The organism is Streptomyces sp. NPDC029159 (assembly GCF_055564055.1).
The window spans coordinates 319,212-343,762 of the sequence record NZ_JBVHWT010000006.1 but is presented as its reverse complement, the minus strand read 5'-3'; the positions used below and the strand labels follow the sequence as shown (position 1 = coordinate 343,762).

The 24,551-nt window shown below is 73.0% G+C and carries 22 protein-coding genes; 11 read left to right on the top strand and 11 right to left on the bottom strand.

The window, feature by feature from the left end; genetic code table 11:
- Positions 1–163 precede the first annotated feature (163 nt).
- On the bottom strand, positions 164–742 hold the full coding sequence (locus ACZ4U4_RS15660) for a DUF4352 domain-containing protein (protein ID WP_467873794.1): 579 nt from the start codon (positions 740–742) through the stop codon (positions 164–166).
- Between the two features lie 323 nt (positions 743–1,065).
- On the opposite strand from ACZ4U4_RS15660, the gene ACZ4U4_RS15655 reads away from it, so the two are divergent.
- Complete coding sequence (locus tag ACZ4U4_RS15655; protein WP_467873791.1) at positions 1,066–2,163, top strand: NADH:flavin oxidoreductase/NADH oxidase; 1,098 nt, start codon at positions 1,066–1,068, stop codon at positions 2,161–2,163.
- A gap of 57 nt (positions 2,164–2,220) precedes the next feature.
- Here the strand turns inward: ACZ4U4_RS15655 and ACZ4U4_RS15650 are convergent, their stop codons facing one another.
- The 3 genes from ACZ4U4_RS15650 to ACZ4U4_RS15640 are packed head-to-tail and all read right to left on the bottom strand — an operon-like array spanning position 2,221 to position 5,665.
- Positions 2,221–2,982, bottom strand: a complete 762-nt coding sequence (locus ACZ4U4_RS15650; protein WP_467873788.1) for a succinate dehydrogenase/fumarate reductase iron-sulfur subunit — start codon at positions 2,980–2,982, stop codon at positions 2,221–2,223.
- Positions 2,979–4,961, bottom strand: coding sequence for a fumarate reductase/succinate dehydrogenase flavoprotein subunit (locus ACZ4U4_RS15645; protein ID WP_467873785.1), 1,983 nt, complete (start codon positions 4,959–4,961; stop codon positions 2,979–2,981). The genes ACZ4U4_RS15650 and ACZ4U4_RS15645 overlap by 4 nt, the downstream gene beginning before the upstream one ends.
- Positions 4,961–5,665 (bottom strand): succinate dehydrogenase cytochrome b subunit, encoded by a 705-nt coding sequence (locus ACZ4U4_RS15640; protein WP_467873783.1) that lies wholly within the window; start codon positions 5,663–5,665, stop codon positions 4,961–4,963. Before ACZ4U4_RS15640 ends, ACZ4U4_RS15645 begins: the two co-directional genes overlap by 1 nt.
- A 110-nt stretch (positions 5,666–5,775) precedes the next feature.
- Between ACZ4U4_RS15640 and ACZ4U4_RS15635 the strand changes: the two genes are divergently transcribed.
- Positions 5,776–6,699 (top strand): LysR family transcriptional regulator, encoded by a 924-nt coding sequence (locus tag ACZ4U4_RS15635; protein WP_467873780.1) that lies wholly within the window; start codon positions 5,776–5,778, stop codon positions 6,697–6,699.
- Between the two features lie 223 nt (positions 6,700–6,922).
- Positions 6,923–7,552: a DNA polymerase ligase N-terminal domain-containing protein gene (locus ACZ4U4_RS15630; RefSeq protein WP_467873871.1), complete on the top strand. Its 630-nt coding sequence runs from the start codon at positions 6,923–6,925 to the stop codon at positions 7,550–7,552.
- A 92-nt stretch (positions 7,553–7,644) separates the two neighbouring features.
- Here ACZ4U4_RS15630 and ACZ4U4_RS15625 read toward each other — a convergent pair whose 3' ends face one another.
- The 4 genes from ACZ4U4_RS15625 to ACZ4U4_RS15610 all read right to left on the bottom strand — a co-directional run bounded on the left by ACZ4U4_RS15625 (position 7,645) and on the right by ACZ4U4_RS15610 (position 9,980).
- Complete coding sequence (locus tag ACZ4U4_RS15625) at positions 7,645–8,115, bottom strand: DUF5709 domain-containing protein (RefSeq protein WP_467873778.1); 471 nt, start codon at positions 8,113–8,115, stop codon at positions 7,645–7,647.
- Positions 8,116–8,160: 45 nt separating this feature from the next.
- On the bottom strand, positions 8,161–8,823 hold the full coding sequence (locus tag ACZ4U4_RS15620; RefSeq protein WP_467873775.1) for a phosphoribosyltransferase: 663 nt from the start codon (positions 8,821–8,823) through the stop codon (positions 8,161–8,163).
- A 47-nt stretch (positions 8,824–8,870) separates the two neighbouring features.
- A complete protein-coding gene (locus ACZ4U4_RS15615) occupies positions 8,871–9,287 on the bottom strand; it encodes a DUF2795 domain-containing protein (RefSeq protein WP_467873772.1) in 417 nt (138 codons plus the stop codon).
- Positions 9,288–9,437: 150 nt separating this feature from the next.
- Positions 9,438–9,980, bottom strand: coding sequence for a type 1 glutamine amidotransferase domain-containing protein (locus tag ACZ4U4_RS15610; RefSeq protein ID WP_467873868.1), 543 nt, complete (start codon positions 9,978–9,980; stop codon positions 9,438–9,440).
- Between the two features lie 609 nt (positions 9,981–10,589).
- On the opposite strand from ACZ4U4_RS15610, the gene ACZ4U4_RS15605 reads away from it, so the two are divergent.
- Positions 10,590–11,402, top strand: coding sequence for a VOC family protein (locus ACZ4U4_RS15605; protein WP_467873769.1), 813 nt, complete (start codon positions 10,590–10,592; stop codon positions 11,400–11,402).
- 215 nt (positions 11,403–11,617) lie between these two features.
- Here ACZ4U4_RS15605 and ACZ4U4_RS15600 read toward each other — a convergent pair whose 3' ends face one another.
- Entirely contained in the window at positions 11,618–11,806 is a 189-nt protein-coding gene (locus tag ACZ4U4_RS15600) for a DUF6381 family protein (RefSeq protein WP_467873767.1), read from the bottom strand.
- Positions 11,807–12,235: 429 nt separating this feature from the next.
- Here ACZ4U4_RS15600 and ACZ4U4_RS15595 point away from each other — a divergent pair, with 429 nt between their 5' ends.
- From ACZ4U4_RS15595 to ACZ4U4_RS15580, 4 genes are all read left to right on the top strand, one after another.
- On the top strand, positions 12,236–13,051 hold the full coding sequence (locus ACZ4U4_RS15595; RefSeq protein ID WP_467873764.1) for a SigB/SigF/SigG family RNA polymerase sigma factor: 816 nt from the start codon (positions 12,236–12,238) through the stop codon (positions 13,049–13,051).
- Positions 13,052–13,364: 313 nt separating this feature from the next.
- Entirely contained in the window at positions 13,365–14,393 is a 1,029-nt protein-coding gene (locus ACZ4U4_RS15590; protein ID WP_467873761.1) for an SCO6745 family protein, read from the top strand.
- A 252-nt stretch (positions 14,394–14,645) separates the two neighbouring features.
- The gene (locus ACZ4U4_RS15585; RefSeq protein ID WP_467873758.1) at positions 14,646–14,831 is read left to right on the top strand and encodes a hypothetical protein; all 186 of its coding nucleotides are present in this window, start codon (positions 14,646–14,648) and stop codon (positions 14,829–14,831) included.
- A 343-nt stretch (positions 14,832–15,174) separates the two neighbouring features.
- Positions 15,175–17,706, top strand: a complete 2,532-nt coding sequence (locus ACZ4U4_RS15580; protein WP_467873756.1) for a phosphoketolase family protein — start codon at positions 15,175–15,177, stop codon at positions 17,704–17,706.
- A 35-nt stretch (positions 17,707–17,741) separates the two neighbouring features.
- On the opposite strand, the gene ACZ4U4_RS15575 is transcribed toward ACZ4U4_RS15580, so the two are convergent.
- Positions 17,742–18,398 carry an endonuclease gene (locus ACZ4U4_RS15575; protein ID WP_467873754.1) on the bottom strand — a complete coding sequence of 219 codons (657 nt, stop codon included), beginning with the start codon at positions 18,396–18,398 and terminating at the stop codon, positions 17,742–17,744.
- 211 nt (positions 18,399–18,609) lie between these two features.
- Between ACZ4U4_RS15575 and ACZ4U4_RS15570 the strand changes: the two genes are divergently transcribed.
- Positions 18,610–18,981, top strand: coding sequence for an ArsR/SmtB family transcription factor (locus ACZ4U4_RS15570; protein ID WP_467873751.1), 372 nt, complete (start codon positions 18,610–18,612; stop codon positions 18,979–18,981).
- Between the two features lie 378 nt (positions 18,982–19,359).
- On the top strand, positions 19,360–20,376 hold the full coding sequence (locus tag ACZ4U4_RS15565; RefSeq protein WP_467873748.1) for a DUF6214 family protein: 1,017 nt from the start codon (positions 19,360–19,362) through the stop codon (positions 20,374–20,376).
- A 127-nt stretch (positions 20,377–20,503) separates the two neighbouring features.
- Here ACZ4U4_RS15565 and ACZ4U4_RS15560 read toward each other — a convergent pair whose 3' ends face one another.
- A complete protein-coding gene (locus tag ACZ4U4_RS15560) occupies positions 20,504–21,193 on the bottom strand; it encodes a TetR/AcrR family transcriptional regulator (protein ID WP_467873745.1) in 690 nt (229 codons plus the stop codon).
- Between the two features lie 592 nt (positions 21,194–21,785).
- On the opposite strand from ACZ4U4_RS15560, the gene ACZ4U4_RS15555 reads away from it, so the two are divergent.
- Positions 21,786–24,497: a SpoIIE family protein phosphatase gene (locus ACZ4U4_RS15555; RefSeq protein WP_467873865.1), complete on the top strand. Its 2,712-nt coding sequence runs from the start codon at positions 21,786–21,788 to the stop codon at positions 24,495–24,497.
- The last annotated feature ends 54 nt before the right edge of the window (positions 24,498–24,551 follow it).

Here is a 24,551-nt window from a genome sequence, read left to right as displayed (position 1 = left end):
TCTACACCCGACCACAAACAACGCTGTTCCGGCTCCCCAACCCCCCAGGTCACACGCCCCCTCCGCCGGACTCCCGGTTACCTCCTCCCGCGACGCCCCCCCCCCCCGGGCTCTGGTGCGCCCCGCCGTCGGCCGGGCCGCGCGGGCCCTGAGCGGTCCGCGGTCAGTCCGCCGGGAGCTCGAACGAGAGGGAGACGGGGCCGGAGCCGTCGTAGTAGCGGAGGGTGCCGCCCGCGCCGGGGATGTCCAGGACGACATCGCCGGTGGCGCTCTGTCCCGCGTGGAGTGCCGTGTCGAGGTTCTGTCCGGAGCCGGACTTCTCGGTGGTGGCGACGGCCCGCTCGGGGCTCTCGCCGTCGGTCCACTTCAGCTGCTGCGGGTGGAAGGTGCCGTCCTTGTCGCCGGTGTTCTTCACGGTGAAGGTGAGGACGACGTACTGGTGCTGCGGCGGCTTGGTGGCCTTGATCTCCGACGCCTGGACCGCCCGGAGGTCCTTGAACGTGACCGACATCCGCGTCCGTGCGCCCGAGGCGCCGTCGACGGCCTGATACGTCCCGAAGTCGCCGATGGTGATCGGGGTCTTCCCGGACTTCCCGGTGGCGTCGCCGCTCGGCGCCTCCTGTGAACTGCCGGAATCGGCGGGCTTCTTGGCGTCGTCGCCCGAGGGCGAGCAGCCTGTCGTCAGACCGGCGGTGAGGAGGGCGCCCGCGAGGAGCGTGGCGACACGGATGGATGGACGCATGGCGTACCCCGACGTTCATGGCGGGCCGAACGCCCGCGATCGAGCGTCAGATTACGTCATCGGGGTGACAGTGATCACGTGGGGACGGCGTGCGGAGCGACGACTTCCGCGCCGCCGTACGACCGTCGTGAGCTGGCCGGACGGCCCGGCGGGAGGGGCGGGGAGCGCCGCTGGGCCCCGGCGCGATGGCGGGGCGGAGCGCCGGTCGGCGGGCGGATCGGAGTTCATACGAGAGCTGTCGTAATTCGAGAAGCTTCGTAGTACGGTGATTGTCGTCGTACTGGGGGTGGCCGAGACGGCTGCCCGCGTGAACGGAGTCCTCTGTGAGTGCCCTCTTCGAGCCCTACCGGCTTCGGTCGGTGACCGTCCCCAACCGGATCTGGATGCCCCCGATGTGCCAGTACAGCGCCGAGGGTTCGGGCCCGGAGACCGGCGTTCCGGGGGACTGGCACCTCGCCCACTACGGTGCCCGCGCCACCGGCGGCACCGGCCTGATCCTGGTCGAGGCCACCGCCGTCTCCCCGGAAGGCCGGATCAGCCCCGGGGACCTGGGCCTCTGGAACGACCGGCAGACGGCGGCCTTCCGGCGGATCGCCTCCTTCCTCACGACGCAGGGCACGGTGCCCGGTGTGCAGCTCGCGCACGCCGGCCGGAAGGCGTCGACGGACGCACCGCGGCGCGGCGGCGCGCCCCTCGGTCCGGACGCCCTCGGCTGGCGGACGGTCGCGCCCAGCCCGCTGCCGTTCGACGAGGGGCACCCGGTGCCGGACGAGCTGACGGCCGAAGGGATCCAGCAGGTGGTCCGGGACTTCGCCGCGGCCGCCACGCGGGCCCGGGAGGCCGGATTCGAGGTGGTGGAGATCCACGGCGCCCACGGCTATCTGATCGGCGAGTTCCTCTCCCCGCACACCAACCACCGCACCGATGCGTACGGCGGCTCCTTCGAGAACCGCACGCGCTTCGCGGTGGAAGTCGTCGACGCGGTACGGGAGGTCTGGCCCGAGGAACTGCCGCTCCTCTTCCGCATCTCCGCGACCGACTGGCTGACCGAGAACCCGGAGGACGCCCGCGAGGGCTGGACCGCCGACGACACCGTGCGGTTCGCCGCCGTCCTGAAGGAGCACGGCGTCGACCTGCTCGACGTGTCCACCGGCGGCAACGTCCCCAAGGTCCGCATCCCCACCGGCCCCGGGTACCAGGTGCCGTTCGCCGAGCGGGTCCGGGCCGAGGCCGGTCTCGCCGTGGCTGCCGTCGGGGAGATCACCGGAGCGGACCAGGCCGCGAAGATCATCGAGAACCAGCAGGCGGACGCCGTGTTCATCGGCCGTGAGCTGCTGCGCGACCCGTACTTCGCACGCCGTGCGGCGCGCGAACTCGGCGGCGAGGTGGCCGCGCCGGTGCAGTACCACCGGGCCGTCTGACGGCCGGGAGCCCGCCGGACACGTGGGGGAAACGGTCCGGCGGCCGGGTGCCGGGCGTCAGCCGCGGCGCCCGGCTCCGGGCTCCTTGCGGGCGGCGCGGAGGAACTCGCGGTTCATGACGGCGATGCTGTTCAGCGGGATGCCCTTGGGGCAGACCGTGGCGCAGGCGCCGGTGTGGGTGCAGCCGCCGAAGCCCTCGGCGTCCATCGCGGCGACCATGCCCAGCACCCGGCTCGCCCGCTCCGGTGCCCCCTGGGGAAGCGTGTTCAGGTGGGTGATCTTGGCGCTGGTGAACAGCGACGCCGAGCCGTTGGGGCAGGCGGCCACGCAGGCGCCGCAGCCGATGCACTCGGCGTGCGCGAACGCCAGGTCGGCGTCCGGCTTCGGGACGGGGACGGCGTGGGCCTCGGGGGCGGAGCCGGTCGGCGCGGTGATGTAGCCGCCCGCCTGGATGACGCGGTCGAGCGCGGAGCGGTCCACGACCAGATCCTTGACGACCGGGAACGCGGCGGCTCGCCAGGGCTCGACGTCGATCACCTGGCCGTCGGTGAAATGCCGCAGGTGCAGCTGGCAGGTGGTGGTGCGCTCCGGGCCGTGCGCCCGGCCGTTGATGACCAGCGCGCACATGCCGCAGATGCCTTCTCGGCAGTCGTGGTCGAAGGCGACCGGCTCCTCGCCGCGGCCGAGCAGATCCTCGTTGAGGACGTCGAGCATCTCCAGGAAGGACATGGCGGGCGAGACGTCCCGCACCTGGTAGGTGACCATGGCGCCGGGGGCGTCGGCACGGCGCTGGCGCCAGATCCGCAGGGTGAGGTTCATGTGTAGCTCCGCTGAGTGGGGTGCACGTACCGGAAGGTGAGGTCCTCCCGGTGCAGGACGGGGGCGGTGCCGGCGCCGGTGTACTCCCAGGCGGCGGCGTACGAGAACGCCTCGTCGTTGCGGGCGGCCTCGCCGTCGGGGGTCTGGGACTCCACGCGGAAGTGCCCGCCGCAGGACTCGGTGCGGTGCAGCGCGTCCAGGCAGATCAGCTCGGCGAGTTCCAGGTAATCGGCGACGCGGTGGGCCTTTTCGAGGGTCTGGTTGAGTGCGTCACCGCTGCCGGGGATCCGGACGCGCCGCCGGAACTCCTCGCGGATCTCGGGGATACGGGCGAGCGCCGTACGCAGTCCGGCGTCGCTGCGGGCCATTCCGCAGTGCTCCCACAGCAGCGCGCCGAGCTCCTGGTGGAACGAGTCCGGGCTGCGGTCCCCGTCCGTGGCGAGGAGCCGCCGCAGCCGGTCGGAGGTCTCCGCCACCACGGCCGCGACCTCCGGGTGGTCGGCGGCGACGGGCGGCCGGCCCGGGGTACGGGCGAGGTAGTCGCCCAGCGTCGCGGGGAGGACGAAGTAGCCGTCGGCCAGGCCCTGCATCAGGGCGGAGGCGCCCAGACGGTTGGCGCCGTGGTCGGAGAAGTTGGCCTCCCCGATGGCGAACAGCCCCGGGACGGTGGTCTGCAGGTCGTAGTCCACCCACAGGCCGCCCATGGTGTAGTGGATCGCCGGGTAGATCCGCATCGGCACCCGGTACGGGTCCTCGCCGGTGATCCGCTCGTACATCTCGAAGAGGTTGCCGTACCGCTCGGCGACGGCCTGTCTGCCCATGCGCCGGATCGCGTCGGCGAAGTCGAGGTGGACGCCGCGTCCGCCGGGGCCGACGCCACGGCCCTCGTCGCAGACGTTCTTGGCGGCGCGGGAGGCGATGTCGCGCGGTACGAGGTTGCCGAAGGACGGGTAGTTGCGCTCCAGGTAGTGGTCCCGCTCGTCCTCGGGGATCAGCTCGGGGCGGCGGGTGTCGCCCGCGGCTTTCGGCACCCAGATCCGGCCGTCGTTGCGCAGCGACTCGCTCATCAGGGTGAGCTTGGACTGGTGGTCGCCGGAGCGCGGGATACAGGTCGGATGGATCTGGGTGAAGCAGGGGTTGGCGAAGTAGGCGCCGCGGCGGTGGGCGCACCAGATGGCCGTCGCGTTGGAGTTCTTCGCGTTGGTGGAGAGGTGGAAGACGTTGCCGTAGCCGCCGGTGGCGAGGACCACCGCGTCGGCGACATGCGCGGAGATCTCGCCGGTGAGCAGATCGCGGGCGACGATGCCGCGGGCGCGTCCGCCGATCACGATCAGGTCGAGCATCTCGGTACGGGCGTGCATCTCGACGTTGCCGGCGGCGATCTGCCGGGACAGTGCCTGGTAGGCGCCGAGGAGGAGTTGCTGGCCGGTCTGCCCGCGGGCGTAGAAGGTGCGCTGTACCTGGACGCCGCCGAAGGAGCGGGTGTCGAGCAGCCCGCCGTACTCGCGGGCGAAGGGGACGCCCTGGGCCACGCACTGGTCGATGATCTGCACGGAGATCTCGGCGAGGCGGTGGACGTTGGACTCGCGGGCGCGGAAGTCGCCGCCCTTCACGGTGTCGTGGAAGAGCCGGTACACGCTGTCGCCGTCGTTGCGGTAGTTCTTCGCCGCGTTGATCCCGCCCTGCGCGGCGATGGAGTGGGCGCGGCGCGGGGAGTCCTGGTAGCAGAACTGGATGACGTGGTAGCCCTGTTCGGCGAGGGTGGCCCCGGCGGAGCCACCGGCCAGACCGGTGCCGACCACGATCACGGTGTGCCTGCGGCGGTTGGCGGGGTTGACCAGCTTCGCCCGGAACTGCCTGGTGCTCCAGCGCTCGGCGATCGGGCCCTCGGGCTCCCCGGTGTCGGACAAGGGGGCGCCGACGGTGTAGTCGGTGTAGCCGCCGGCGCTCTGCGCGGCGGGGTCGGTACGGTCGGCCATCAGCTCACTGCTCCGGTCATGACGGCGACGGGCACGGTGACGAAGCCCGCGAAGAGGACGGAAGCCAGCACCCAGCTGGCGGCCTTGAGGACCGGGCCGCTGCGGGGGCCGTTGGCGCCGAGGCTCTGTGCGGCGCTCCACAGGCCGTGGCGGATGTGCAGGCCCAGCGCCGCCATCGCCACGAGGTAGATCACGTTCGCCCACCAGTTCCGGAAGTCGGCCACGACGTTCTCGTACGGGCGGTCCGGATCGCCGAGCGGGTTCACCGTCCCGGTGGTGAGGTCGAGGAGGTGCCACAGGACGAACAGCCCGAGGATGACGCCGCCCCAGCGCATCGTGCGGGTCGCGAAGGCGGGGCCGGGCGGCGGGCGGTGGGCGTGGCCCCGGCCGCGTGCCGTGGCGGCCCGGCGGCTGAGCTGGTACGCGGAGACCGCGTGCAGCACGAGACACGCGGCCAGGGCGGTGCGCTGGAGCCACAGGTACCACGTGCGGTGCAGGACGGGCTCACCGATCGTGCGCAGCCACGCCGCGTAGGAGTTGAACTCCGTGGCGCCGAAGAAGATCTTCAGATTGCCCAGCATGTGGGCGACGAGGAACACCAGCATGATCACGCCGGTCACCGCCATCACGGCCTTCTTGCCGAGGGTGGAGGACCACAGCGTGCGGAGGGTCGACGGCCGGGCCGTCGGAGTCGCGACTGTCACGCGAGAGAACGTAGAGGCGGCGACCGCGACAGGTAAAAGACATAAACTTGGTCGTTTCGATAGCCCAATCCTATCGATCGGCTACGAGACAGCCCTTAAGGTCGGAGACCGTGCAGTTCCAGCAGCTCAGCTACTTCCTCGCGGTCGCCGAGACCCGCCACTTCACCCGCGCCGCCCAGCAGGTGCACGTCGCACAGCCCTCGCTCTCCCAGCAGATCCGGGCGCTGGAGCGGGAGCTGGGCGCCGACCTCTTCCACCGGGCGCGCGGCAACATCACCCTCACCGACGCCGGTGAGGCGCTGCTCCCGCTGGCCCGGCGCATCCTCGCCGACACCGAACGTGCCCGGGCCGAGGTCCAGGACGTCGCGGGGCTGCGGCGCGGCCGGGTCCGCCTCGGCGCCACGCCCAGCCTGTGCACCGGGCTGCTGCCGCAGGTCCTGCGTGCCTACCACCAACGGCATCCGGGGATCAGCCTCCAGATCGAGGAGGGCGGCTCCCGCGACCTGGTCGGCCACCTCGCCACCGGCAGCCTGGACCTGGCCCTGATCATCCTGCCGCTCCAGGACCACGACCCCGCCCTGGCCACCACCGAACTCCTCGGCGAGGAGCTGGTGGTGGCCTCCGCGCTGAACGCCCCGCCGCCGGGCACACCGTGGATCGAGGTCGCGGACCTGCGCGACCGGCCGCTGGTGATGTTCCGGCACGGCTACGACCTGCGCGAGATGACCATGGCCGCCTGCCGCGCCGAGGGCTTCGAGCCGCACTTCGTGGTGGAGGGCGGTGAGATGGACGCCGTGCTCGGCATGGTGGAGGCCGGACTGGGCGCGGCCGTGCTGCCCGCCATGGTCGCCGGCCGACGACCGCTGCGGGTCACCCCCTTCGCCCCACCGGGCCTGCGCCGCACGATCGGCCTCGCGCACCGCAAGGACGTCCAGCCGCCCCGGGCCGCGCGGGAGCTGCGGAGCGTCCTGACGGAGTACCTGGCACAGGCGGCCCGCGCCGGGACGCTGCCGCCGGGCACCCGTCCGGTCTGAGCCCGGGGAGACCTCCGGCACCGCCCGCGTGGCCTCCGGCGCCCAAGGGCCCGCACCGCGCTGCGGTGGCCGCGCCGTCCACAGGGCGCAAACATGGGCGTGCGGGGCGCGCGGCCCCGCGAACGCGCCGGTGTGGCACAGGGGCGGAGGGACGGACATGAACGGCGAGGACGCGACGCACGACGCGGGCGGCCGGAACGCCCCCTCCGAGGCGGGTGGCGGCCTGGGGGAGCGTGACCGGCTCGCCGTCTACCGGGGCAAACGGCACTTCGACCGCACCGGGGAACCACGCGGCGAACCGGGCGCCCCGGGGGACGCGCCCTGCTTCGTCGTCCAGATCCACGACGCCCGCCGGATGCACTTCGACTTCCGGCTGGAGGTCGACGGCGTACTGAAATCGTGGTCCGTGCCCAAGGGGCCGTCCGCCGACCCGCGCGACAAGCGTCTCGCGGTCCCCACCGAGGACCATCCGCTGGAGTACCGGGAGTTCGAGGGCGTCATCGCCCGCGGCGAGTACGGCGCGGGTACCGTCATCGTCTGGGACCAGGGCACCTACCGCCCGCTCCCCGGCAAGCGCCGCGATCACGAGGTCAGCTTCGCCGAGGCGCTGGCGCGGGGCCACGCCTCCTTCTGGCTCGACGGCGCCAAACTGCACGGTGGCTACGCCCTCACCCGCTTCCGCACCGGGGAAGAAGCGGGCGACCGCGAGTCCTGGCTGCTGGTCAAGGAGAACGACACCCGCGCGGCCGCCCACGGCGCCCCCGACCCGCTGCGCGCCCGTTCCGTACGCAGCGGCCGCACCCTCGGACAGGTGGCCGCGGACGCCCGGGACGCACCGCCGCAGGATTCCTGAACGGCCGCCGGGACGGTTATCCGGCCGGGGTTCCCGCGGCCCGCCGGCCTGAAGCGCTCACGGTGGCGCCCCCGTGCGCAGCGGTCCGCCCCTCAGCCCGTCGTGGCCTCCTCGCCGCTCTCCGGGCACAGGTGCACCGCCGCCTCCTCGGCGGACGCCGCCCCGCCGTCGATCCCGACATCGTGCGCGACGACGTCGTTGCGGTGGCGCGGGAACCCCTCCTCGGCGGTCATCAGCCGCCCGGCGCGCTCCTCGCCGACCTGGTCGTCCACCGGCTCCCCGTCGCCGTCCACCTTGTCCCCGATGCCGTCCCCGTCCGGCTCCCACACCTCCGGGACCTCTTCCGAAAGCCGCTGCTCCAGGGATTCGCCGTCGAACTGCTCCCGCGCCGTGGTGCCGCGATTCACCGCGAGCGGACGCTCGGGCGGTGAATATCCCTCGTCCAGGATCTGGTCGAGATCCGGCTCACCGAGAGCGTCCTCCATATCCAGGTCATCGGGATTGTCCTGCGGATCGGAAGCGGACGGCTGATAGACCTCGTCCCCCATCGTGTTGTCGGGCATGTCCGCTCTCCTTCTCCGGATGCGAGGGTTTCTCACCCTGCTTTCTCATGCTGCGGTGCCGGAACCCCGCAGAATACTGATGACTTCCGCGTCCTGCACCTGGTCGAAATCGAGATACCACTCGCCCACAGCGTGGAAATTCCGCGGCTGATGGACACACTCCACATCGTCCGCCTCCTCGCGCAGCGCCGCAGCCGCAGCGGCGTCACCGACCGGCACCGCCAGCACCAGCCGCGCCGGCTCCAGCCGCCGCAGATACCGCAGCGCGGCGCGCGCCGTCCCGCCCGTCGCCAGCCCGTCGTCGACCAGCAGCACCGCCCGGCCCGCCACTTCGGCCGCCCCGAGCGGCGGACGGCCCGCCCGGTACATCTCCTCCCGGCGGCGCAGCTCCGCGCGCTCCCGTTCCACGTCCCCGGCCAACTGCTCGGCGGTCAGCCCGAGCGCCGCCAGCGCGCCCTCGTCGAACACCGGGGGATCCTCGCCGACCAGCGCCCCCACCCCGACCTCGGGTCGCCCCGGCACCCCGATCTTCCGCGCCACCAGCACCTCCAGCGGCGCCCCCAGCGCTCGCGCCACCACCGCCGCCACCGGGACACCGCCCCGCGGCAGCGCCACCACCAGCGGGGCGGTGAGGGCGCCGGTGCGCACCAGCTCCAGACAGCGGGTCGCCAACGCCTCCCCGGCATGCCGACGGTCGAAATACCGCATACCCTGCCCTCCCCATGCGCCCGGCGCCTCATCCGATCCGGTCACGCTCAGCCCCGCCGCTTTTCCGTGCCGAGGCCGAGGGATTGCGCGATGCTCTGCACATTCGGATACGTGCCCTCGGACGGCAGTTTTTCGGCGAGGGACACCAGACGGTCCGGAGCATGGTCCCGGCGCAGCTTGTCGACCACCGACGGCTTGTCCGCCGGATAAATGCTCCGACCGAGATGGCGTGCGATGTCGGAACGGATACCGACGTCCTCCTCGGTCATTCCCCGCGGCGTACCCCCGCGGAATGCGCTGTCGGGTGCCTGCGCCACCTCCGGCTGATCCTCACCCGCGGGCTGGAGTTCCCGGTCCTCCGCGGCGCGCAGCGACCGGTCGGCCGTCATCTCCGCCCGCAGTTCCTTTTTCATCATCTCGTCCCGAGCGGGCCCGATCTTGTCCGCACCGTGCTCCATGACCATGTCTTCCTCCAGGTGACGCCGTACAGGGGGCGGACGGCGGGGCACGCCGCCCCGCCGGACCCGCCCCCTGAACGGCGATCCGCTCCGACCATCCGCTCGCCTTTCACGGCTGCGGACGGAAACCGCGTCCCGTGCTTCCTCCCGGGAAATTCACCGCCCGCCGTCATCCAATTCATTGACCAGAGTCGCGCAGAACGCTTTCAAATCATCCGGTTTACGGCTGGTGACCAACGTATTCTTGCCACTGGTACAGATCTTCACCCGCTCATCGACCCAGGACCCGCCCGCATTACGGATGTCCGTCGCCAGACTCGGCCAGGACGTGAGCGTGCGCCCCCGCACCACATCCGCCTCGATCAGCATCCACGGCGCATGGCAGATCGCCGCCACCGGCTTTCCGGCGTCGAAGAACCCACGGGTGAAGTCGACCGCCCGCCGGTCGAGCCGCAACGCGTCCGGATTCGCCACCCCGCCCGGCAACACCAGCGCGCCGTAATCCGTCACCTGCGCCTCGTCCAGGGTGCGATTCACGGTGAACGTGTCGGCCTTGTCCAAATGATGGAAAGCCTGTACCGATCCGCCCGACGGCGACACCAGATGCGGCACCGCGCCGGCATCCACCACCGCCTGCCACGGCTCCGTCAACTCAACCTGCTCCACGCCCTCGGAGGCCACCAGAAACGCGATCTGCATGTCGTCCGCCCTCTCGTCGCGATGTCGCCGGATCTGTCGAATGCCTGGTTCCATGAAATTCCTGACGTGCGCTGTCCCGCCTCGGATCCCCTCTCCGTGATCCCCCGCTTTTCTTCCGAGTCCCGAATGCACATCTCTCCCGAACGTGCATGGACGAGATTCCTCCCCCTTTCCGGGTGCGTTGTGTGCGCGGTGCACCGCACGGCGTTCCGGAAATCGGGAGGCGGCTGCCCGCCGAAATCCCGGAAGGGGAGGCGGCGCCGCGCTACGGGCCCCGCCACACCGGGCGCCCGCGCCGGGATCGCGCGCCCCCCCCGTCACCCGTACGCTCCCCGGACTCCTCCATCGCACTCCCGATACGACGAGATCGCATCCCGGCGACGGACTCCCCGGCCCGTACAGGGCCGATGCCCCGCCCGGCCCGCGCGAGCGCGCCGGGCACCCGGCGCAGGCGTACCGTCGGAGAGGGGCCGCCTCGCCCTGGAGTGAACACGGCCGCCCGGCCACGCGCCCGGGCCTCGGCCACCCGCCCGCCGCACCGTTTCCGAGTGCACCACGCCGACCCGGCGGAGTGCTCACCGCGTGGCCTGCGAAAGGGAGATGTCCACCATGTCGGCCGCTGAGCACCGCGCATCCGCCACCGCCCCCACCGTCCCCGCGCACGGCGCGCCCTGCTGGGTCAACCTGATGACCCGCGACCTGCGCTCCACCCAGGACTTCTACACGGAGGTCCTCGGCTGGAAGTTCCGGCAGGGCAGCCTCGGCGACGAGTTCTGCGTGGCGCTGGACGACGGCCGCCCCGTCGCCGGAATCGCCCAACTCACCCAGCGCCTGCGCGCCACCACGGCCTGGACCCCGTACTTCGCCGTCGACAGCGCCGACGACGTCGCCGCCCGCGTCCGCGAACGCGGCGCCACCGTCGCCGTCGGCCCCCTCGAATTCGGCACCGGACGCGCCGCCCTCGCCTCCGACCGCGACGGCGCCGTCTTCGGCTTCTGGGAGGGCCAGGCCCTGCGCTGGGCGGTCGGCCGCGCCAACGCCCCCGCCTGCCTGGAACTCCGCACCCGCGACGCCTTCGCCGCCGCCATCTTCTACGCCGAGATCTTCGACTGGGCCACCCAGCGCCCCGGCGGCTGCGACGTCACCTACGAGGACGAGCAGGTCATCGTCCGCCAGGACCGGCACATCGTCGCCACGCTCCGGGGCGGCGGTGTGGAGGAGGCCCCCGACCCGCATCTGCGCCCCCGGTGGCACGTCCACTTCCAGGTACGCGACCTGCAGTCCGTCATCTCCGCGGCCGTCGCCGCCGGCGGAACGGTCATGTCACCGGCGCCGCAGACCGGCCGCCCCGGCGGACGCTCCATGATCTGCGACCCGCACGGCGCCCTCTTCACGGTCACGGACACCCCGGAGAACGACTGATTTTCCGGAGCCGGATCCCGTAGGGGACCGTCGCCTTCCTTACGGGCAGAGCGTCTGCGGGAACGACCGACCCGGAGACGCACCTGTACCGGCGGACGGCTGTGCCCGCCCCTCCGCAGGGGGCGGGCACAGCCGCACGGTGGGTCTCCTCCCGAGGGCGAACACCTGGCTTCCCTCAGGGATATGGCGGGGTCGGCTCCCGCGCTCCGGCAGCCTCACAGGGACGGATGGATGTCCCCGCTCCGCATGCCGCTCTCCTGCTCACTGCGGCTCTGCAGCTTCCGGGCCTTCTCCTTGAGCCGGTCGCGTTCGGCGGGGTCGCGGGTGTGCTGGGCCCGGTCCTCCAACTGCTGCGCCTTCTCGCGCATCTGCCGGAGCCGGCCACGCACTTCGTCTGCGCTCATGATCACTCCTCGAACGGTCCGTCCGCGCGAACACACGGGTCGGCAACCTTCACCCCCAGCGAATCAGCGCCCGCCCCCATCGGCACCTTGAAGAATCACCCACGGTCACCGAGCCGCCCCGCGGCGCCGTCCCACCGCCGCACACCGCCTGCCACCTGCGGCCGGAACGCTGTCGTCGCGTACCGCCCCCGCCTGCTGCACAGTGGAAGGGACATCACACGGACGAGTGAAGAAGCGCCGCGCTGACGGGCGGAGACACTCCGCGACCCGAGCGTTCGGGCCGAACCGCCCCGAACGCGCGGCCCCGGGCAACGGGAGCCCACGGCCGCACCACGGCCCCGCGGACACCAGCCACCGACCGGAACATCTCGCCACGGACCCGCACCCCGCGGCCACCGGGCGGACCACGGAACGGAAGGCGTGAGGGGAATGACAATCCACACCGGACGCGTCGCCCACCAGGCGCCCACCGGACGCCGGAAGCCGCAGCTCGACCCGGACACCCGCGCCGCCCTGCACCAGCTCGCCACCCTCCCGGACGGCCCCGCCCGCACCCGGCTGCGCGAGGAGATCGTCTGCGCGTGGCTCCCCATGGCCCACCGCCTCGCCCGCCGCTACAGCGGCCGTGGCGAGAGCGACGAGGACCTCCGCCAGGTCGCGGCGCTCGGCCTGCTCAAGGCCATCGACCGCTTCGACCCCGGTGTCGGCACCGCCTTCGGCGCCTTCGCCGTCCCCACCATCATCGGCGAGATCAAACGCCACTTCCGCGACGAACTCTGGGCCGTCCACGTCCCCCGTCGCGCCCAGGAACTCCGCGCCCAGGTCCACCGGGCGCGCCAGGAACTCTCCGTCCGGCCCGGCCATGCCACCATCACCGTCCAGGACGTCGCCGCCCACACCGGGATGCCCTACGAGGACGTCCTCATCGGCCTCGACGCCCAGAAGACCTTCACCGTGCTCTCCCTGGAACGCCCCCTCGGCGGCGAGGACACCCAGCAGACCCTTGGCGACCTGCTCGGCCAGGAGGACCCGGCGCTCGGCCTGGTCGACGACCGGGAAGCCGCCGCCACCGGCCTGCGCACCCTGCCCGAACGCGAGCGCCACATCCTCTACCTGCGGTTCTACCTGGGCCTGACACAGGGCGAGATCGCCGACCGGGTGGGCGTCTCCCAGATGCATGTCTCCCGGCTGCTCCGCCGCTCCTGCGCCTACGTACGGGAGAAGGCCCTCGCCGCGGCCCCGTGACCGGCGTCCGTGAGCGACCGCCGTGCCTGGATCGGGGCCCGGCCCCGAGGGCCGGCGACGTTCCGCGTCCGGCTGTCACGGTGAGTTCCCGCCGTGCCCCCGAATTCCCCCTGGGATTACGGAGGGTGACTATCCGTGATGGCTCCGGGATCTCCCCGATCAGCCCCTGACCTTGCTCGAACACCCTGCCCACACGCGCTACGCGGCGGTAGCGTTCGCCTCATCGACGCCGCAATGCGTCACGCCGCGGCAGCAATGCGCAGCACACACATCGCAGCAACGAAGAAGGGCGGGGGGAGAAGTGCAGGGGCAGGTGCAGGACCGCGGTCGACAGCACGACCGGAGCGCGGGACAGGAAAGAGACGCACAGCACGACCGAGCGGCGGACCGGACGCAGGAACGGTCCCGGCCGGACGCCGGAGCGGAGGCGGGCGCCGCCCGGACGCTCTGGCACCTGACCGAACCGCTGCACGCCGTCACCTACTTCGACGCGACCTGCCGCGGCCTCGGCAAGGCCCTCGGCCTCAAGGGCTTCTGGATGGGCTACTTCGCCGCCCGCACCGCACCCGCGGGCGCCGTGTCCGCCTCAGTGGCCACCGAGCTGCTGGGCCTGTTCGCTCCTGCAATGACGGCCCGTGCCCTCCCGGCCGCCTGGGGCATCGTCGGCCCGGAGCGGGTTCTCGACGCCCGCGCCCGCTGCGCCGCCGACGCCCTGCGGGCCGCCGATCCGGCGATCGAAGCGTCCGTCGCGAAGGTGGCCCCCGCGCTCAGAGCCATGGTCGACGACGCACCGAGAACCGCCCGGCCGCTGTTCGCCGCGAACCAGGCGCTCTGCGACCGCGCCGACCCGGTCGAAGACCTCTGGCAACTGGCCACCGCCCTCCGCGAATTCCGCGGCGACGCCCACCTCGCCGTCCTCGCCGAGCACGGACTCACCGGCTGCGAGCCCCTGGTCCTGGCGGTCGCCTGCGGCCTCGTCCCCGCGGAGACGATGCGCCAGGACCGGGGCTGGACCGAGGAGGAGTGGGCCGCCGCGACGGCCCGCCTGTGCGCGCGGGGCCTGGTCGACAGCGAGGGCGCGGCGACCGCCCGCGGCGCGGCGGAACGGACCGACATCGAGCACCGCACCGACGCCCTCGCGGCCCGCCTGCTCAGACCCCTCACCGCCGCAGGGACCGAACAGCTCCTCCGGGACCTGAAGCCCGTCACCCACCGTGTCCTCGCCGCCAAGCTGCTGCCGTTCCCCAACCCGATAGGTCTGCCGGCCGCCCCGGCACCCAGCAGACACACCGACGGCCGGAGCACAGGCCGGGCGCGCTCGGCCGAGACCGAGGCCGACTGATTCCCTCGGAGCCGGGTACCCGGAACGCGGGCGCCCGTCGCTCCGCCTCGTGGCCGCTGCGCATCGGCCCGGAAGCGGGTTCTGGCAGCCCGCGGACGCGTCACCCCCGGGGCGCGGGCCATGTCCCGCATCGCGGCGGTGAGACAGGCAGCCGGGTGGCCACGCCGAGCGGCGGGGCACGCGCCGTGGTACCCGTCAGAAGGCGCCTCTGCACGGTGGTTCCGATGAGGCTCCAGGGAGGAAGGAGCGACGATGACGACCGAATCAGCCTCCGAACGATCCGGGCCCACGCCCGACAAGCCGGGCCCGGTGCCCAGGGACCCTGAGCCACAAGGACCGATACCGCAGGAACCCGAGCCGGAGGACGAGCCCGGTCCGGAACCCCGGCCGGACGTCGATCCCGACGCCGAACCGCAGGTGCCCGAGCCGCCGGATTGACACGGCCTCGGGCCGGTAGGAACGGGCTGGACCTGCAACGACCGGGCAGAGACGTTCGCGGACCTGCCGGGTCGAGGCGGACGTGTACGGCCCATTCCGGGGTGGACGCGTGCGCACCACCGTGGAGGAGAGGTCTGCCGCCCTGATCGGACGGACGCGGATGCGCCGGCCGGTCCGTGAGACGAAGGCGCTTGGACCGGACGCCCCCATCCGACGCGGCGGTACCCACCCCGCGAGGCCACGTGCCCGCACGCCCGGCGGCCGCCACGGACCGCACTCACCCCGTTACCAACTGTCGCCCGCAATTCCCCGGCCCCACCCCCGACCGACCCAGGAGGCCCGGATGCCCCACCCCATCGACCCTGCCCGTCCCACCGACTCCAGCTCCACGACGCCCGAGGGCTCCACCGGCACCGCGCAGCGCACGGACCCCACCAGAACCTCCGGCGCTCCAGATCCGCCGTCCGCTGCCACCTCCACCCGCAGCGACCTCGTCCCGACCGCCCCCGCCCCTCTCTCACCCACCGACCTGGCGCAGGTGGACGCGCAGTGGCGGGCCGCCAACTACCTCGCGGCCGGGCAGATCTACCTTCAGGGGAATCCGCTGCTCACCGAGCCGTTGCGGCCCGAGCACATCAAGCCCCGGCTGCTCGGGCACTGGGGCACCTCGCCGGGCCTCACCCTCGTCCACACGCACCTCAACCGCGTGATCAAGGCCCGGGAGCTGGACGCCGTCTGCATCTGGGGGCCGGGCCACGGTGGTCCGGCCGTGTTGGCGCAGTCCTGGCTGGACGGTTCGTACTCCGAGATCTATCCGGACGTGAGCCGGGACGCTGCGGGGATGGCGGAGCTGTTCCGGCAGTTCTCCTTCCCCGGGGGCGTGCCCAGCCACGTCGCGCCGGAGACGCCCGGTTCGCTGCACGAGGGCGGTGAGCTGGGATATGCGCTGACGCACGCTTACGGGGCGGCGTTCGACAATCCGGGGCTGGTCGTCGCCTGCGTCATCGGTGACGGCGAGGCGGAGACAGGGCCGCTCGCCGCGTCCTGGCACGCCAACAAGTTTCTCGACCCGGTGCACGACGGCGCCGTCCTGCCGATCCTGCACCTCAACGGCTACAAGATCGCCAATCCGGCCGTCCTCGCCCGCATCCCCGAGGCGGAGCTGGACGCGTTGCTGCGCGGCTACGGCCACGAGCCGTTGTACGTCGAGGGCGACGAACCCGGCCCGGTCCACCACGCGTTGGCCGCCGCCATGGACCACGCCCTCGACCGCATCACCGCGATCCAGCACGCGGCCCGTGCGGACGGCGGCGGAGACCGGCCCCGCTGGCCGATGATCGTGCTCCGTACGCCCAAGGGGTGGACCGGCCCGCGGGACGTCGACGGAGCGCCGGTCGAGGGCACCTGGCGCGCCCATCAGGTGCCGCTCCCCGCCGTCCGCGAGAACCCCGCCCACCTGCGCCAACTGGAGTCCTGGCTCCGGTCCTACCGTCCCGGCGAGCTGTTCGACGAGGACGGGCGCCCGCGTCCGGAGGTGCTGGCGCACGTCCCGGAGGGCGACCGCCGCCTCGGCGCCTCCCCGCACGCCAACGGTGGACTTCTCCTGCGTGACCTGCCGATTCCGCCGCTGGAGGAGTACGCCGTCGACGTCGAGGCCCCGGGACGGCGGACGCACGAGCCGACGCGCGTCCTCGGCGAACTCCTCGAAGGCGTGATGGCGGCGACGGCCGTGCGCCGCGACTTCCGCGTCGTCGGCCCGGGCGAGACCGCGTCCAACCGTCTCCAGGCGCTCTACGGCGCGACCGCCAAGGCGTGGCAGGCACAAACGCTGCCGACCGATGAGCATTTGGCGCGCGACGGCCGGGTCATGGAGGTGCTGTCGGAGCATCTGTGCCAGGGATGGCTGGAGGGCTATCTGCTGACCGGCAGGCACGGACTGTTCGCGAGCTACGAGGCGTTCGCGCACATCGTGGACTCGATGGTCAACCAGCACATCAAATGGCTGCGCACCGCCCGCCGGCTGCCCTGGCGCCGCCCCGTCGCCTCGCTGAACTACCTGCTCAGCTCGCATGTCTGGCGTCAGGACCACAACGGTTTCTCCCACCAGGACCCCGGTTTCGTCGACCATGTGCTGAACAAGAGCCCCGAGGTCGTCCGGGTGTATCTCCCGCCGGACGCCAACACACTCCTCTCGGTCGCGGACCACGCCCTGCGCTCCCGCGACTACGTCAATGTGATCGTGGCGGGCAAGCAGCCGACGTTCGACTGGCTGACGCTGGAGGAGGCCCGGGCGCACTGCGCGCGGGGCGTCGGCGTCTGGGAGTGGGCCGGGACGGAGGACGGCAGCCGCGAGCCCGATGTGGTGCTGGCCTGCGCGGGCGATGTGCCCACCCAGGAGACCCTGGCCGCGGCCTGGCTGCTCCGCCGCCACCTGCCCGACCTGGCGGTCCGTGTCGTCAATGTCGTCGATCCGGCACGGCTGCTGCCGCGCGACGCGCATCCGCACGGGATGCCGGACGCCGAGTACGACGCGGTCTTCACCCGCGACCGACCGGTGATCTTCGCGTACCACGGCTACCCCTGGCTGATCCACCGGCTGACGTACCGGCGGACCGGACACGAGCATCTTCATGTGCGCGGCTATCAGGAGGAGGGCACGACGACCACACCGTTCGACATGGTGGTCCGCAACGACCTCGACCGGTTCCGGCTGGTCATGGACGTCGTGGACCGCGTACCAGGGCTCGGCGTCCGCGCCGTCGCGGTACGCCAGGCGATGGCCGACGCCCGCACCCGCCACCATGCCTGGACCCGCCGCCACGGCACGGATCTGCCGGAGGTCGCCGACTGGACCTGGGACGAGGAGGGCACGTGAGGGCACCGCCCCGTACCGGTGGCCGCGCCGTCGGCTCACCCGCCACAGGCGTCCCGTACGTCATCGACCACATGGGCATCGAGGGCCGCCCGGACGAGGGCGGCGGCGAACGCGGCGAGGTCCTCGTCCGGGACGAGCGCGGCCAGCCGGTCGGGATCCTGGGGGAGTCCGAGCCGTTCGGCGCCCTGCAGGGCCTTGGCGTCGAGGAACGGCGCGAGGGCGGGCCACACCCCTTGGACCTCGCGGAGGAAGATCGCAGCTCCGGCCGGACCGATGCCGGGGACCTCCTGCAACGCCTCGCTCAGCGCGGAGCGGTCGCCACCGGCCGCGTCCCGCATCCGCCGCAGGTCGCCGCCGCACGAGTCGGTCAGCAGCGTCGCGCCGGAGCCGAGCTGGGTGGCCGTCCGCTCGTCGTAGCGCCGGTAGCCGCCCTCGCCCAGGGCGTCGACGCGCTGCTGCCAGGTGGCCTCGGCCATCGACCGGGGCGTCCGCATCCCGGCGGCGAACAGCGCACGGGCCGCCGCCACCGCGACCGAGGCCCGGATCCGGGCGCTGAGCAGCAACGCCAGCACCAGGAGCTGATAGAGCGGTTGCGGGGTGTCCCGCAGCCGGATGCCCGCCTCCGCCGCATAGGTCGTACCGTGCCGGTCCAGCAGGACCCCGGCCACGTCCCGATCGCGCTTCCGGCTCATGCCTGCACCTCCGGTTCCCTCGGCGTGCACGGGTGGCTGCCCCTCTCCGTTGTCTCACGGGTGGCCGGGACGGCGCGCGGGGAGCTATGGAGTGGCTGGTCCGGGGAATTGGGCCCCGGGCGACGACCCTGGAACTACGATGCTCCTCGTACAATGAGGGCCGGTGGGGCACCGGCCCGCCGTTCACCGCCACCGCATGTCAGGAGCCGCCATGCCGACCGAGACGCCGTCCGCCGGCACCGCGACCGGCACGCGCGCACTGGAGCATCCGCGCCGCGAGGACATCCGCCTCGCCGAGGTGCTGCACGCCCTCGCCGACCCGATGCGGCTGCGGATCGTCTGCCGTCTCGCGGCCGCCCGCACCGAGCTGAACTGCGCGGACATCGAGCTGCCGGTGAGCCGCTCCACCTGCACCCACCACTTCCGCGTCCTGCGCGAGAACGGCGTCATCCAGCAGATCTACCGGGGCACGGCGAAGATGAACGCCCTGCGTACGGAGGACCTCGACGCGCTCTTCCCCGGCCTGATCGAGGGCGTGCTGCGCGCGGCCGCACTCCAGGCCGACCGGCTCGGCGAGGACTGACCGGGCGGACCGCCGCAGGAGTGGTGACCGTCCCGGCCCGGCCCTGGGAAGGCGGCAGGTGGCGGGCCTCCGGGCAGGTGAGTCGTACTCCGCCGGTGAAGTGAGCTGCGCTATCGGTGTAGTCCCGGTGCGATGAGCGTGCCGCGGGGCTGGGCCGGGCGGGGCGGGCGCTAGGTTTCCTCCGTGTCGGAAAGCGACTTTTATACCGTTAGTGAACGATATGAAGCTCAGGATGCGAGGGCCGACTGGCCCGCCTGGGAACTGCGCGGACACGGCTCGGCCGCGCCGCCCCGCAGGGGCGCGGACGACCCCCCGGAGGGGGATCACCCCCGGGAAACGGCCGATGCGCCGTCCCGGCCGGACCCGCTGGAGCCCTGGGTGAGTGCGCGGCTGACGTTCCCCGACGGCGCCCGGATCGATGTGCTGGTCACCGTGGAGGACGACGGCATCACCGTGGAGGACCTGCGGGCCGACCCGCCGTTGCCGCTCAGCGGGCTCGCCACCCTCGCCCACTGGATCGAGGGCCCGCTCGACGACGCCTGCCGCATCGCCACCGGCCGCACCCGCAGACCCCGCCCCGTCCCGGCACCCACCGCCGACCCGTCGGCCGTGTCCGGACCACTAAGCGGTGGTGCGCGGGGGAGCGGCGGTTCGGGCCGGGCCGGGGCGTGCGGTGTCGCGTCCTCCGCCGAGGGTGAGCCGGAGACGGGCGGCGCTGCGCCGTCCACCGGGCCCGACGCGCATCCCGCCGTCACGGGACGAGCGGCGGAGACGGTGCCGGATCCCACCGCTGAGCCGGCGGCAGCGCAATCGGCGGAGCGAGCGGCGGAGACGGTGCCGGATCCGGCAGCCGGTCCGACAACCGACCCGATGACCGACCCGACGACCGACCTGGCGACGCCCCCGGCGGCGGAATCGGAGGCGACCCTCACGGCAGCCCCCGCCACCGAACCGGCCGCGACCCTCGAACCGACCGCCACCGCCGAACCGCCAGCCGCTCCCGCTCCGGCTCCGGCCCGGACCGCCGACCTGCACCCCGACCCGACCGTCGTCCCGACCGCCGATCCGGCCCCGGAACCATCCGCCGCGCCGGGCCCCGACATCCCCGGCCCCGACATCCCGGCCCCCGACTCCACCGGCACGTCCGCCGACCCATCCGACGCCCCGGCCGCCGACCGGCCCACCGTGCCGGAAGGGCGGGTGCTACGGGGCCGCAGCGGCGACCGGAGCAAGGCGGTGGCGGACGCGTACCGGTCGGCGCAGCGAGACGGGCGGGACCCGGTGGAAGCCGTGATGAGCGCGACCGGCCGCGGGCGGCGCCGCGCCCTGCGGCTGATCGCCGGGGCGCGCGACGCGGGCCTGTTGTCGCCCCGGCACCACAAGCGCCAGGGGTGACCACTCACGCTTGGCGGCCGTGAGCGGCGCAGGCGCCCTACGGGAAGAGAGCGCGCCGGGGGAGGGGCCTGAGAAGTGCCTCGGGTCCGGGAGGGCCACCACTCAGGGCTGCCCTTACGGGTCGGTCTTACGAGTCGCCCCGCCCCGCACCCCGCGGCGCGGCCGTACGCGGTTCCGTCACAGAGGCTTCCGCAGGGTTCTCCGCCGGAGGGTCGTCCGCGGGCGGGAACCCCGACCGCCGGTCGAGTCCGTACCGCTGGAAGAGTTCCGCGCGCAGGCGGGGGAGCGGGGTGGGGGCACCGGGCAGGAGGAGGGGGACGACCGCACCCATCAGGAGGGCGCGGAGCAGGGGGTAGTCGGTGTCCGGGTCGGTGGAACCGTAGGCGATGACGGTTTCCCGCAGCAGATGGGCGAGCCGTTGCTGCTCGGGGCATTGGATGAAGCCGTCGGCGGTGAGGATGCCCGCCATGTGGGTGCGCATCAGCAGCGGGTGGTCGCGGGTGAGGCCCAGGATCGCGTCGATGGCGCGGGCCATCAGCTCGCGGCCGGCGTCCGGGCCCTCGGGGCGCGGTGCGCGCTCCAGGGCCTCCTGAAGGGTGAGGTGCATCAGGCGGTGCACGGCCGACTGCAGAAGCTGGCGCTTGCCGGGGAAGTAGTACGAGACCAGACCGCGTGCGGTGCCTGCCCGGAGGGCGATGTCGCCGAGGGTGGTGGCGTCGTAGCCGCGCTCGCCCACGAGGTCGACCGTCGCCTGCAGCAGCCGCTCGCGGGAGCGCCGACGGAGTTCTTCGTTGACCGATGCGCTGCGAGGGGACATGCTGTAACTCCTGCGTTGGCTGGCTAGCAACCAGTATACTCAGGGCAAGTCGGATGCCCGCCTTTTCAGGTGCGAATTCCGGCCGCTTCGGCTGGTTCGGACGACGCGGGGGATCGTCCGAACCAGTCCGTGGCAGCGCCCGTGCGCAGCGTTCGAGCGAGGAATCGCAAGGACGCGGCGTACGGGCGCTGTCGCATTGTGGATCTTCGTCGGCCCGCGCCGTGCATTCCTCGGCCCGCGCGGTGTTTGCTCCCTGCTTCTTCGTAAACCTCCTGGATGGCTGAAAAAATTGCGGTAACGACCGCGATGTGGCCGGTGGTTGGCATGGGGGCCGAGTGGCGTACGGGGTGCGGCGGAACGGGTGGCGGGCGCCGCGGTTGCCGTACGGCCGTGGTGATAAATGGGTATATTCGCGTCGATATGCTTCCAGTTCCTCAGCCACCGGGCCGGGCCGGTCTCCGTCCGAGGCGTGTGTGGCGATCCGGCGGGTGACGGGCAGCGCATGCGCAAGAACGGGCACCGGGCACCGGGCTCCGCACCACCGCGGGCCCTGCGCCTCCCTTGGAACGTGCGGAGCCTCGCGGGCCGGCTGATGCTGATCCAACTGGTGCTGGTGGTGGTCCTCGTGGCCATCGCCGCGCTGGCACTCGTCCTCCAGTCGCGCAACGCCAGCACCCGCGACGCCCAGCACCGCACCCGGGCCGTCGCCGAGGCACTCGCCCGCGCACCCGGCACCGCACAGGCGCTCGACGGCAAGGACCCCACCGCGGAACTGCAGCCGCGCGCCGAGGCGATCCGGGAGTCCGCCGACATCGACTTCGTCGTCCTCCTCAACCCCGAGGGCGTCCGCTACACCGACCCCGACCCGTCGCTCATCGGCCGGCACGCCGACCCGATGTACCGGGAAGCCCTCGACCAGGGCGCCTTCACCCGCACCATCCCCGGTGTCCGCGGCATCACCGTCACCTCCGTCGTCCCGGTCGAGCGCGGCAACGGTTCGATCGCCGGGCTGGCCGTGGCCGGTGTCACCGTCAAACGGGCGCAGAACACCACCGCCGGGGAGCTCCCCGCCCTCCTCGGGAGCGCCGCGGGCGTCCTGGTGCTGTCCACCATCGGGACCCTCCTCGTCGGCCGCCGCCTGCGCCGCCAGACCCACGGCCTGGGCCCCGCCGAGATGACGCGGATGTACGAACACCACGACGCGGTGCTGCACGCCGTCCGCGAGGGCGTGCTGATCGTCGACGCCGAGGGGCGGCTGCTGCTCACCAACGACGAGGCGCGGCGGCTGCTGGACCTGGCGCCGGACGCCGAGGGGCGGCCGGTGGCCGAACTGGACCTGGAGCCGTCCGTCGCCGCGCTGCTCACCGACCGCCGCGCCGTGTCGGACGCCGTCCGGCCCTCGGGCGACCGGCTGCTGGTCATCAACGTCCGCCTCACCGACGGCCCGGGCTCCTCGGCGAGCAGCGTCGCGACGCTCCGCGACACCACCGAACTGCAGGCGGTCACCGGCCGCGCCGAGGCCGCCCGGGAACGGCTGCGGCTGCTGCACGACGCCGGCGCCCGGGTCGGCACCACCCTCGACGTGCGGCGCACCGCCCGCGAGATGACCGATGTCGCCGTCCCGCGCTTCGCCGACGTCGCCACCATCGACCTCGCCGACCCCGTTCTGCGCGGCGACGAACCGGACACCTCCGGCCACCCGCTGCGCCGGACCGCCGTCACCGCGGTGCCCGAGGGGACCGGGCCGGACGGCGGCAGCGCGATCTTTCCCGTCGGCGAGCCGGTCACCGCGGTGCGGCCCGCCGCGCACGCCCGGGCGCTCGCCGAAGGCGAACCGGTCCTCGTCGCCGATCTGTCCGAGGTGCCGGAGCTGGCCGGCGGGCCGGAGCGGACCGGTGCCTCCGCGGAGGGGACCATCCGGCCCGCGGACGCCGGGCGGGCCGAGCGGATCCGTGCCCTCGGCCTGGTCTCGCTGATCAGCGTGCCGGTCCGGGCCCGCGGGCGGGTGCTGGGCCTGGCGGAGTTCTGGCGCACCGCGGCGTCCGGACCGTTCGACGAGGACGATCTGGCGCTCGCCGAGGAGCTGGTCGGACGGACCGCGGTCTGCATCGACAACGCCCGCCGCTACACCCGCGAGCACGCCACCGCCGTCGCCCTCCAGCGCAGCCTGCTGCCCGGCGGGCTCCCCGACCAGGACGCGGTGGACGCCGCCTACCGCTACCTCCCGGCGCAGGCGGCGGGGGTGAGCGGCGACTGGTTCGACGTCATCCCGCTGCCCGGCGCCCGCGTCGCGCTGGTCGTCGGGGACGTCGTCGGCCACGGTCTGCACGCCGCCGCGACCATGGGCCGGCTGCGGACCGCCGTACACAACTTCTCCGCCCTCGACCTGCCGCCCGAAGAACTCCTCGGCTACCTCGACGAACTGGTCGGCCGGATCGACGACAGCGGCGCCGCCGACACCGCCCAGGTCTCCGGCGCGAGCTGCCTCTACGCCGTCTACGACCCGGCGTCCGGCCGCTGCACCCTCGCCACCAACGGGGTCCCCACCCCGGCACTCGTGCTGCCCGACGGCACGGTCAGCTTCCCCGACATCCCCGTCTCGCCGCTGCTCGGCCTGGGCGGCGAACCGTTCGAGACGGCGACGCTGGAACTGCCCGAGGGCAGTCGGCTGGTGCTCTTCACCAAGGGGCTGATCCGCGAGTACGACCGCGACGCCGACGTCGGTCTGGCCGCGCTCCGGGACGTCCTCACCGGGCTGCCCGACGCCGGACCGGAGGAGACCTGCCAGGCGATCCTCGACGCCATGGTGGGACCGCGGCCCGGCGACGACATCACGCTGCTCGTCGCCGCCACCCGCCGCCTCGACTCCGACCACGTCGCCGAATGGGCCGTGGCCAGCGACCCGTCGGCCGTCGCCCCGGTCCGCGCGGAGGTCGCCGGGCGGCTCGGCTCCTGGGGCCTGGCCGACCTGGGCTTCGCCACCGAACTCATCCTCAGCGAACTCGTCACCAACGCCATCCGCTACGCCACCGGCCCGGTCCGCGTACGGCTGCTGCGGGCCCGCAGTCTGATCTGCGAGGTCTCCGACGGCAGCCCCACCGCCCCGCATCTGCGGCGCGCCGCCATGACCGACGAGGGCGGCCGCGGGCTCTACCTGGTGTCGCAGTTCGCCGAACGCTGGGGGACCCGCTACCCCGAGCGCGGCAAGGTGGTGTGGACGGAACAGTCCCTGGAGCCGCCCGCGATGCCCACCGAGGAGCTGAGCGACGAGGATCTGCTCGACCAGTGGGACGACCTCGAATGACCCGGCCCCGCACAGACGTGTGGGGCCCGGACGGACCGGGCCCCACGACGTACG

What these genes read in the sequence shown, in the direction of transcription:
- ACZ4U4_RS15570 (WP_467873751.1), top strand. Translation starts at nt 18,610, where the DNA reads ATGCCGACCGAGACGCCGTCCGCCGGCACCGCGACCGGCACGCGCGCA.
- ACZ4U4_RS15625 (WP_467873778.1), bottom strand. Translation starts at nt 8,115, where the DNA reads ATGCCCGACAACACGATGGGGGACGAGGTCTATCAGCCGTCCGCTTCC.
- ACZ4U4_RS15645 (WP_467873785.1), bottom strand. Translation starts at nt 4,961, where the DNA reads ATGGCCGACCGTACCGACCCCGCCGCGCAGAGCGCCGGCGGCTACACC.
- ACZ4U4_RS15650 (WP_467873788.1), bottom strand. Translation starts at nt 2,982, where the DNA reads ATGAACCTCACCCTGCGGATCTGGCGCCAGCGCCGTGCCGACGCCCCC.
- ACZ4U4_RS15595 (WP_467873764.1), top strand. Translation starts at nt 12,236, where the DNA reads ATGACAATCCACACCGGACGCGTCGCCCACCAGGCGCCCACCGGACGC.
- ACZ4U4_RS15605 (WP_467873769.1), top strand. Translation starts at nt 10,590, where the DNA reads ATGTCGGCCGCTGAGCACCGCGCATCCGCCACCGCCCCCACCGTCCCC.
- ACZ4U4_RS15615 (WP_467873772.1), bottom strand. Translation starts at nt 9,287, where the DNA reads ATGGTCATGGAGCACGGTGCGGACAAGATCGGGCCCGCTCGGGACGAG.
- ACZ4U4_RS15560 (WP_467873745.1), bottom strand. Translation starts at nt 21,193, where the DNA reads ATGTCCCCTCGCAGCGCATCGGTCAACGAAGAACTCCGTCGGCGCTCC.
- ACZ4U4_RS15580 (WP_467873756.1), top strand. Translation starts at nt 15,175, where the DNA reads ATGCCCCACCCCATCGACCCTGCCCGTCCCACCGACTCCAGCTCCACG.
- ACZ4U4_RS15555 (WP_467873865.1), top strand. Translation starts at nt 21,786, where the DNA reads ATGCTGATCCAACTGGTGCTGGTGGTGGTCCTCGTGGCCATCGCCGCG.
- ACZ4U4_RS15585 (WP_467873758.1), top strand. Translation starts at nt 14,646, where the DNA reads ATGACGACCGAATCAGCCTCCGAACGATCCGGGCCCACGCCCGACAAG.
- ACZ4U4_RS15610 (WP_467873868.1), bottom strand. Translation starts at nt 9,980, where the DNA reads ATGCAGATCGCGTTTCTGGTGGCCTCCGAGGGCGTGGAGCAGGTTGAG.
- ACZ4U4_RS15620 (WP_467873775.1), bottom strand. Translation starts at nt 8,823, where the DNA reads ATGCGGTATTTCGACCGTCGGCATGCCGGGGAGGCGTTGGCGACCCGC.
- ACZ4U4_RS15575 (WP_467873754.1), bottom strand. Translation starts at nt 18,398, where the DNA reads ATGAGCCGGAAGCGCGATCGGGACGTGGCCGGGGTCCTGCTGGACCGG.
- ACZ4U4_RS15660 (WP_467873794.1), bottom strand. Translation starts at nt 742, where the DNA reads ATGCGTCCATCCATCCGTGTCGCCACGCTCCTCGCGGGCGCCCTCCTC.
- ACZ4U4_RS15600 (WP_467873767.1), bottom strand. Translation starts at nt 11,806, where the DNA reads ATGAGCGCAGACGAAGTGCGTGGCCGGCTCCGGCAGATGCGCGAGAAG.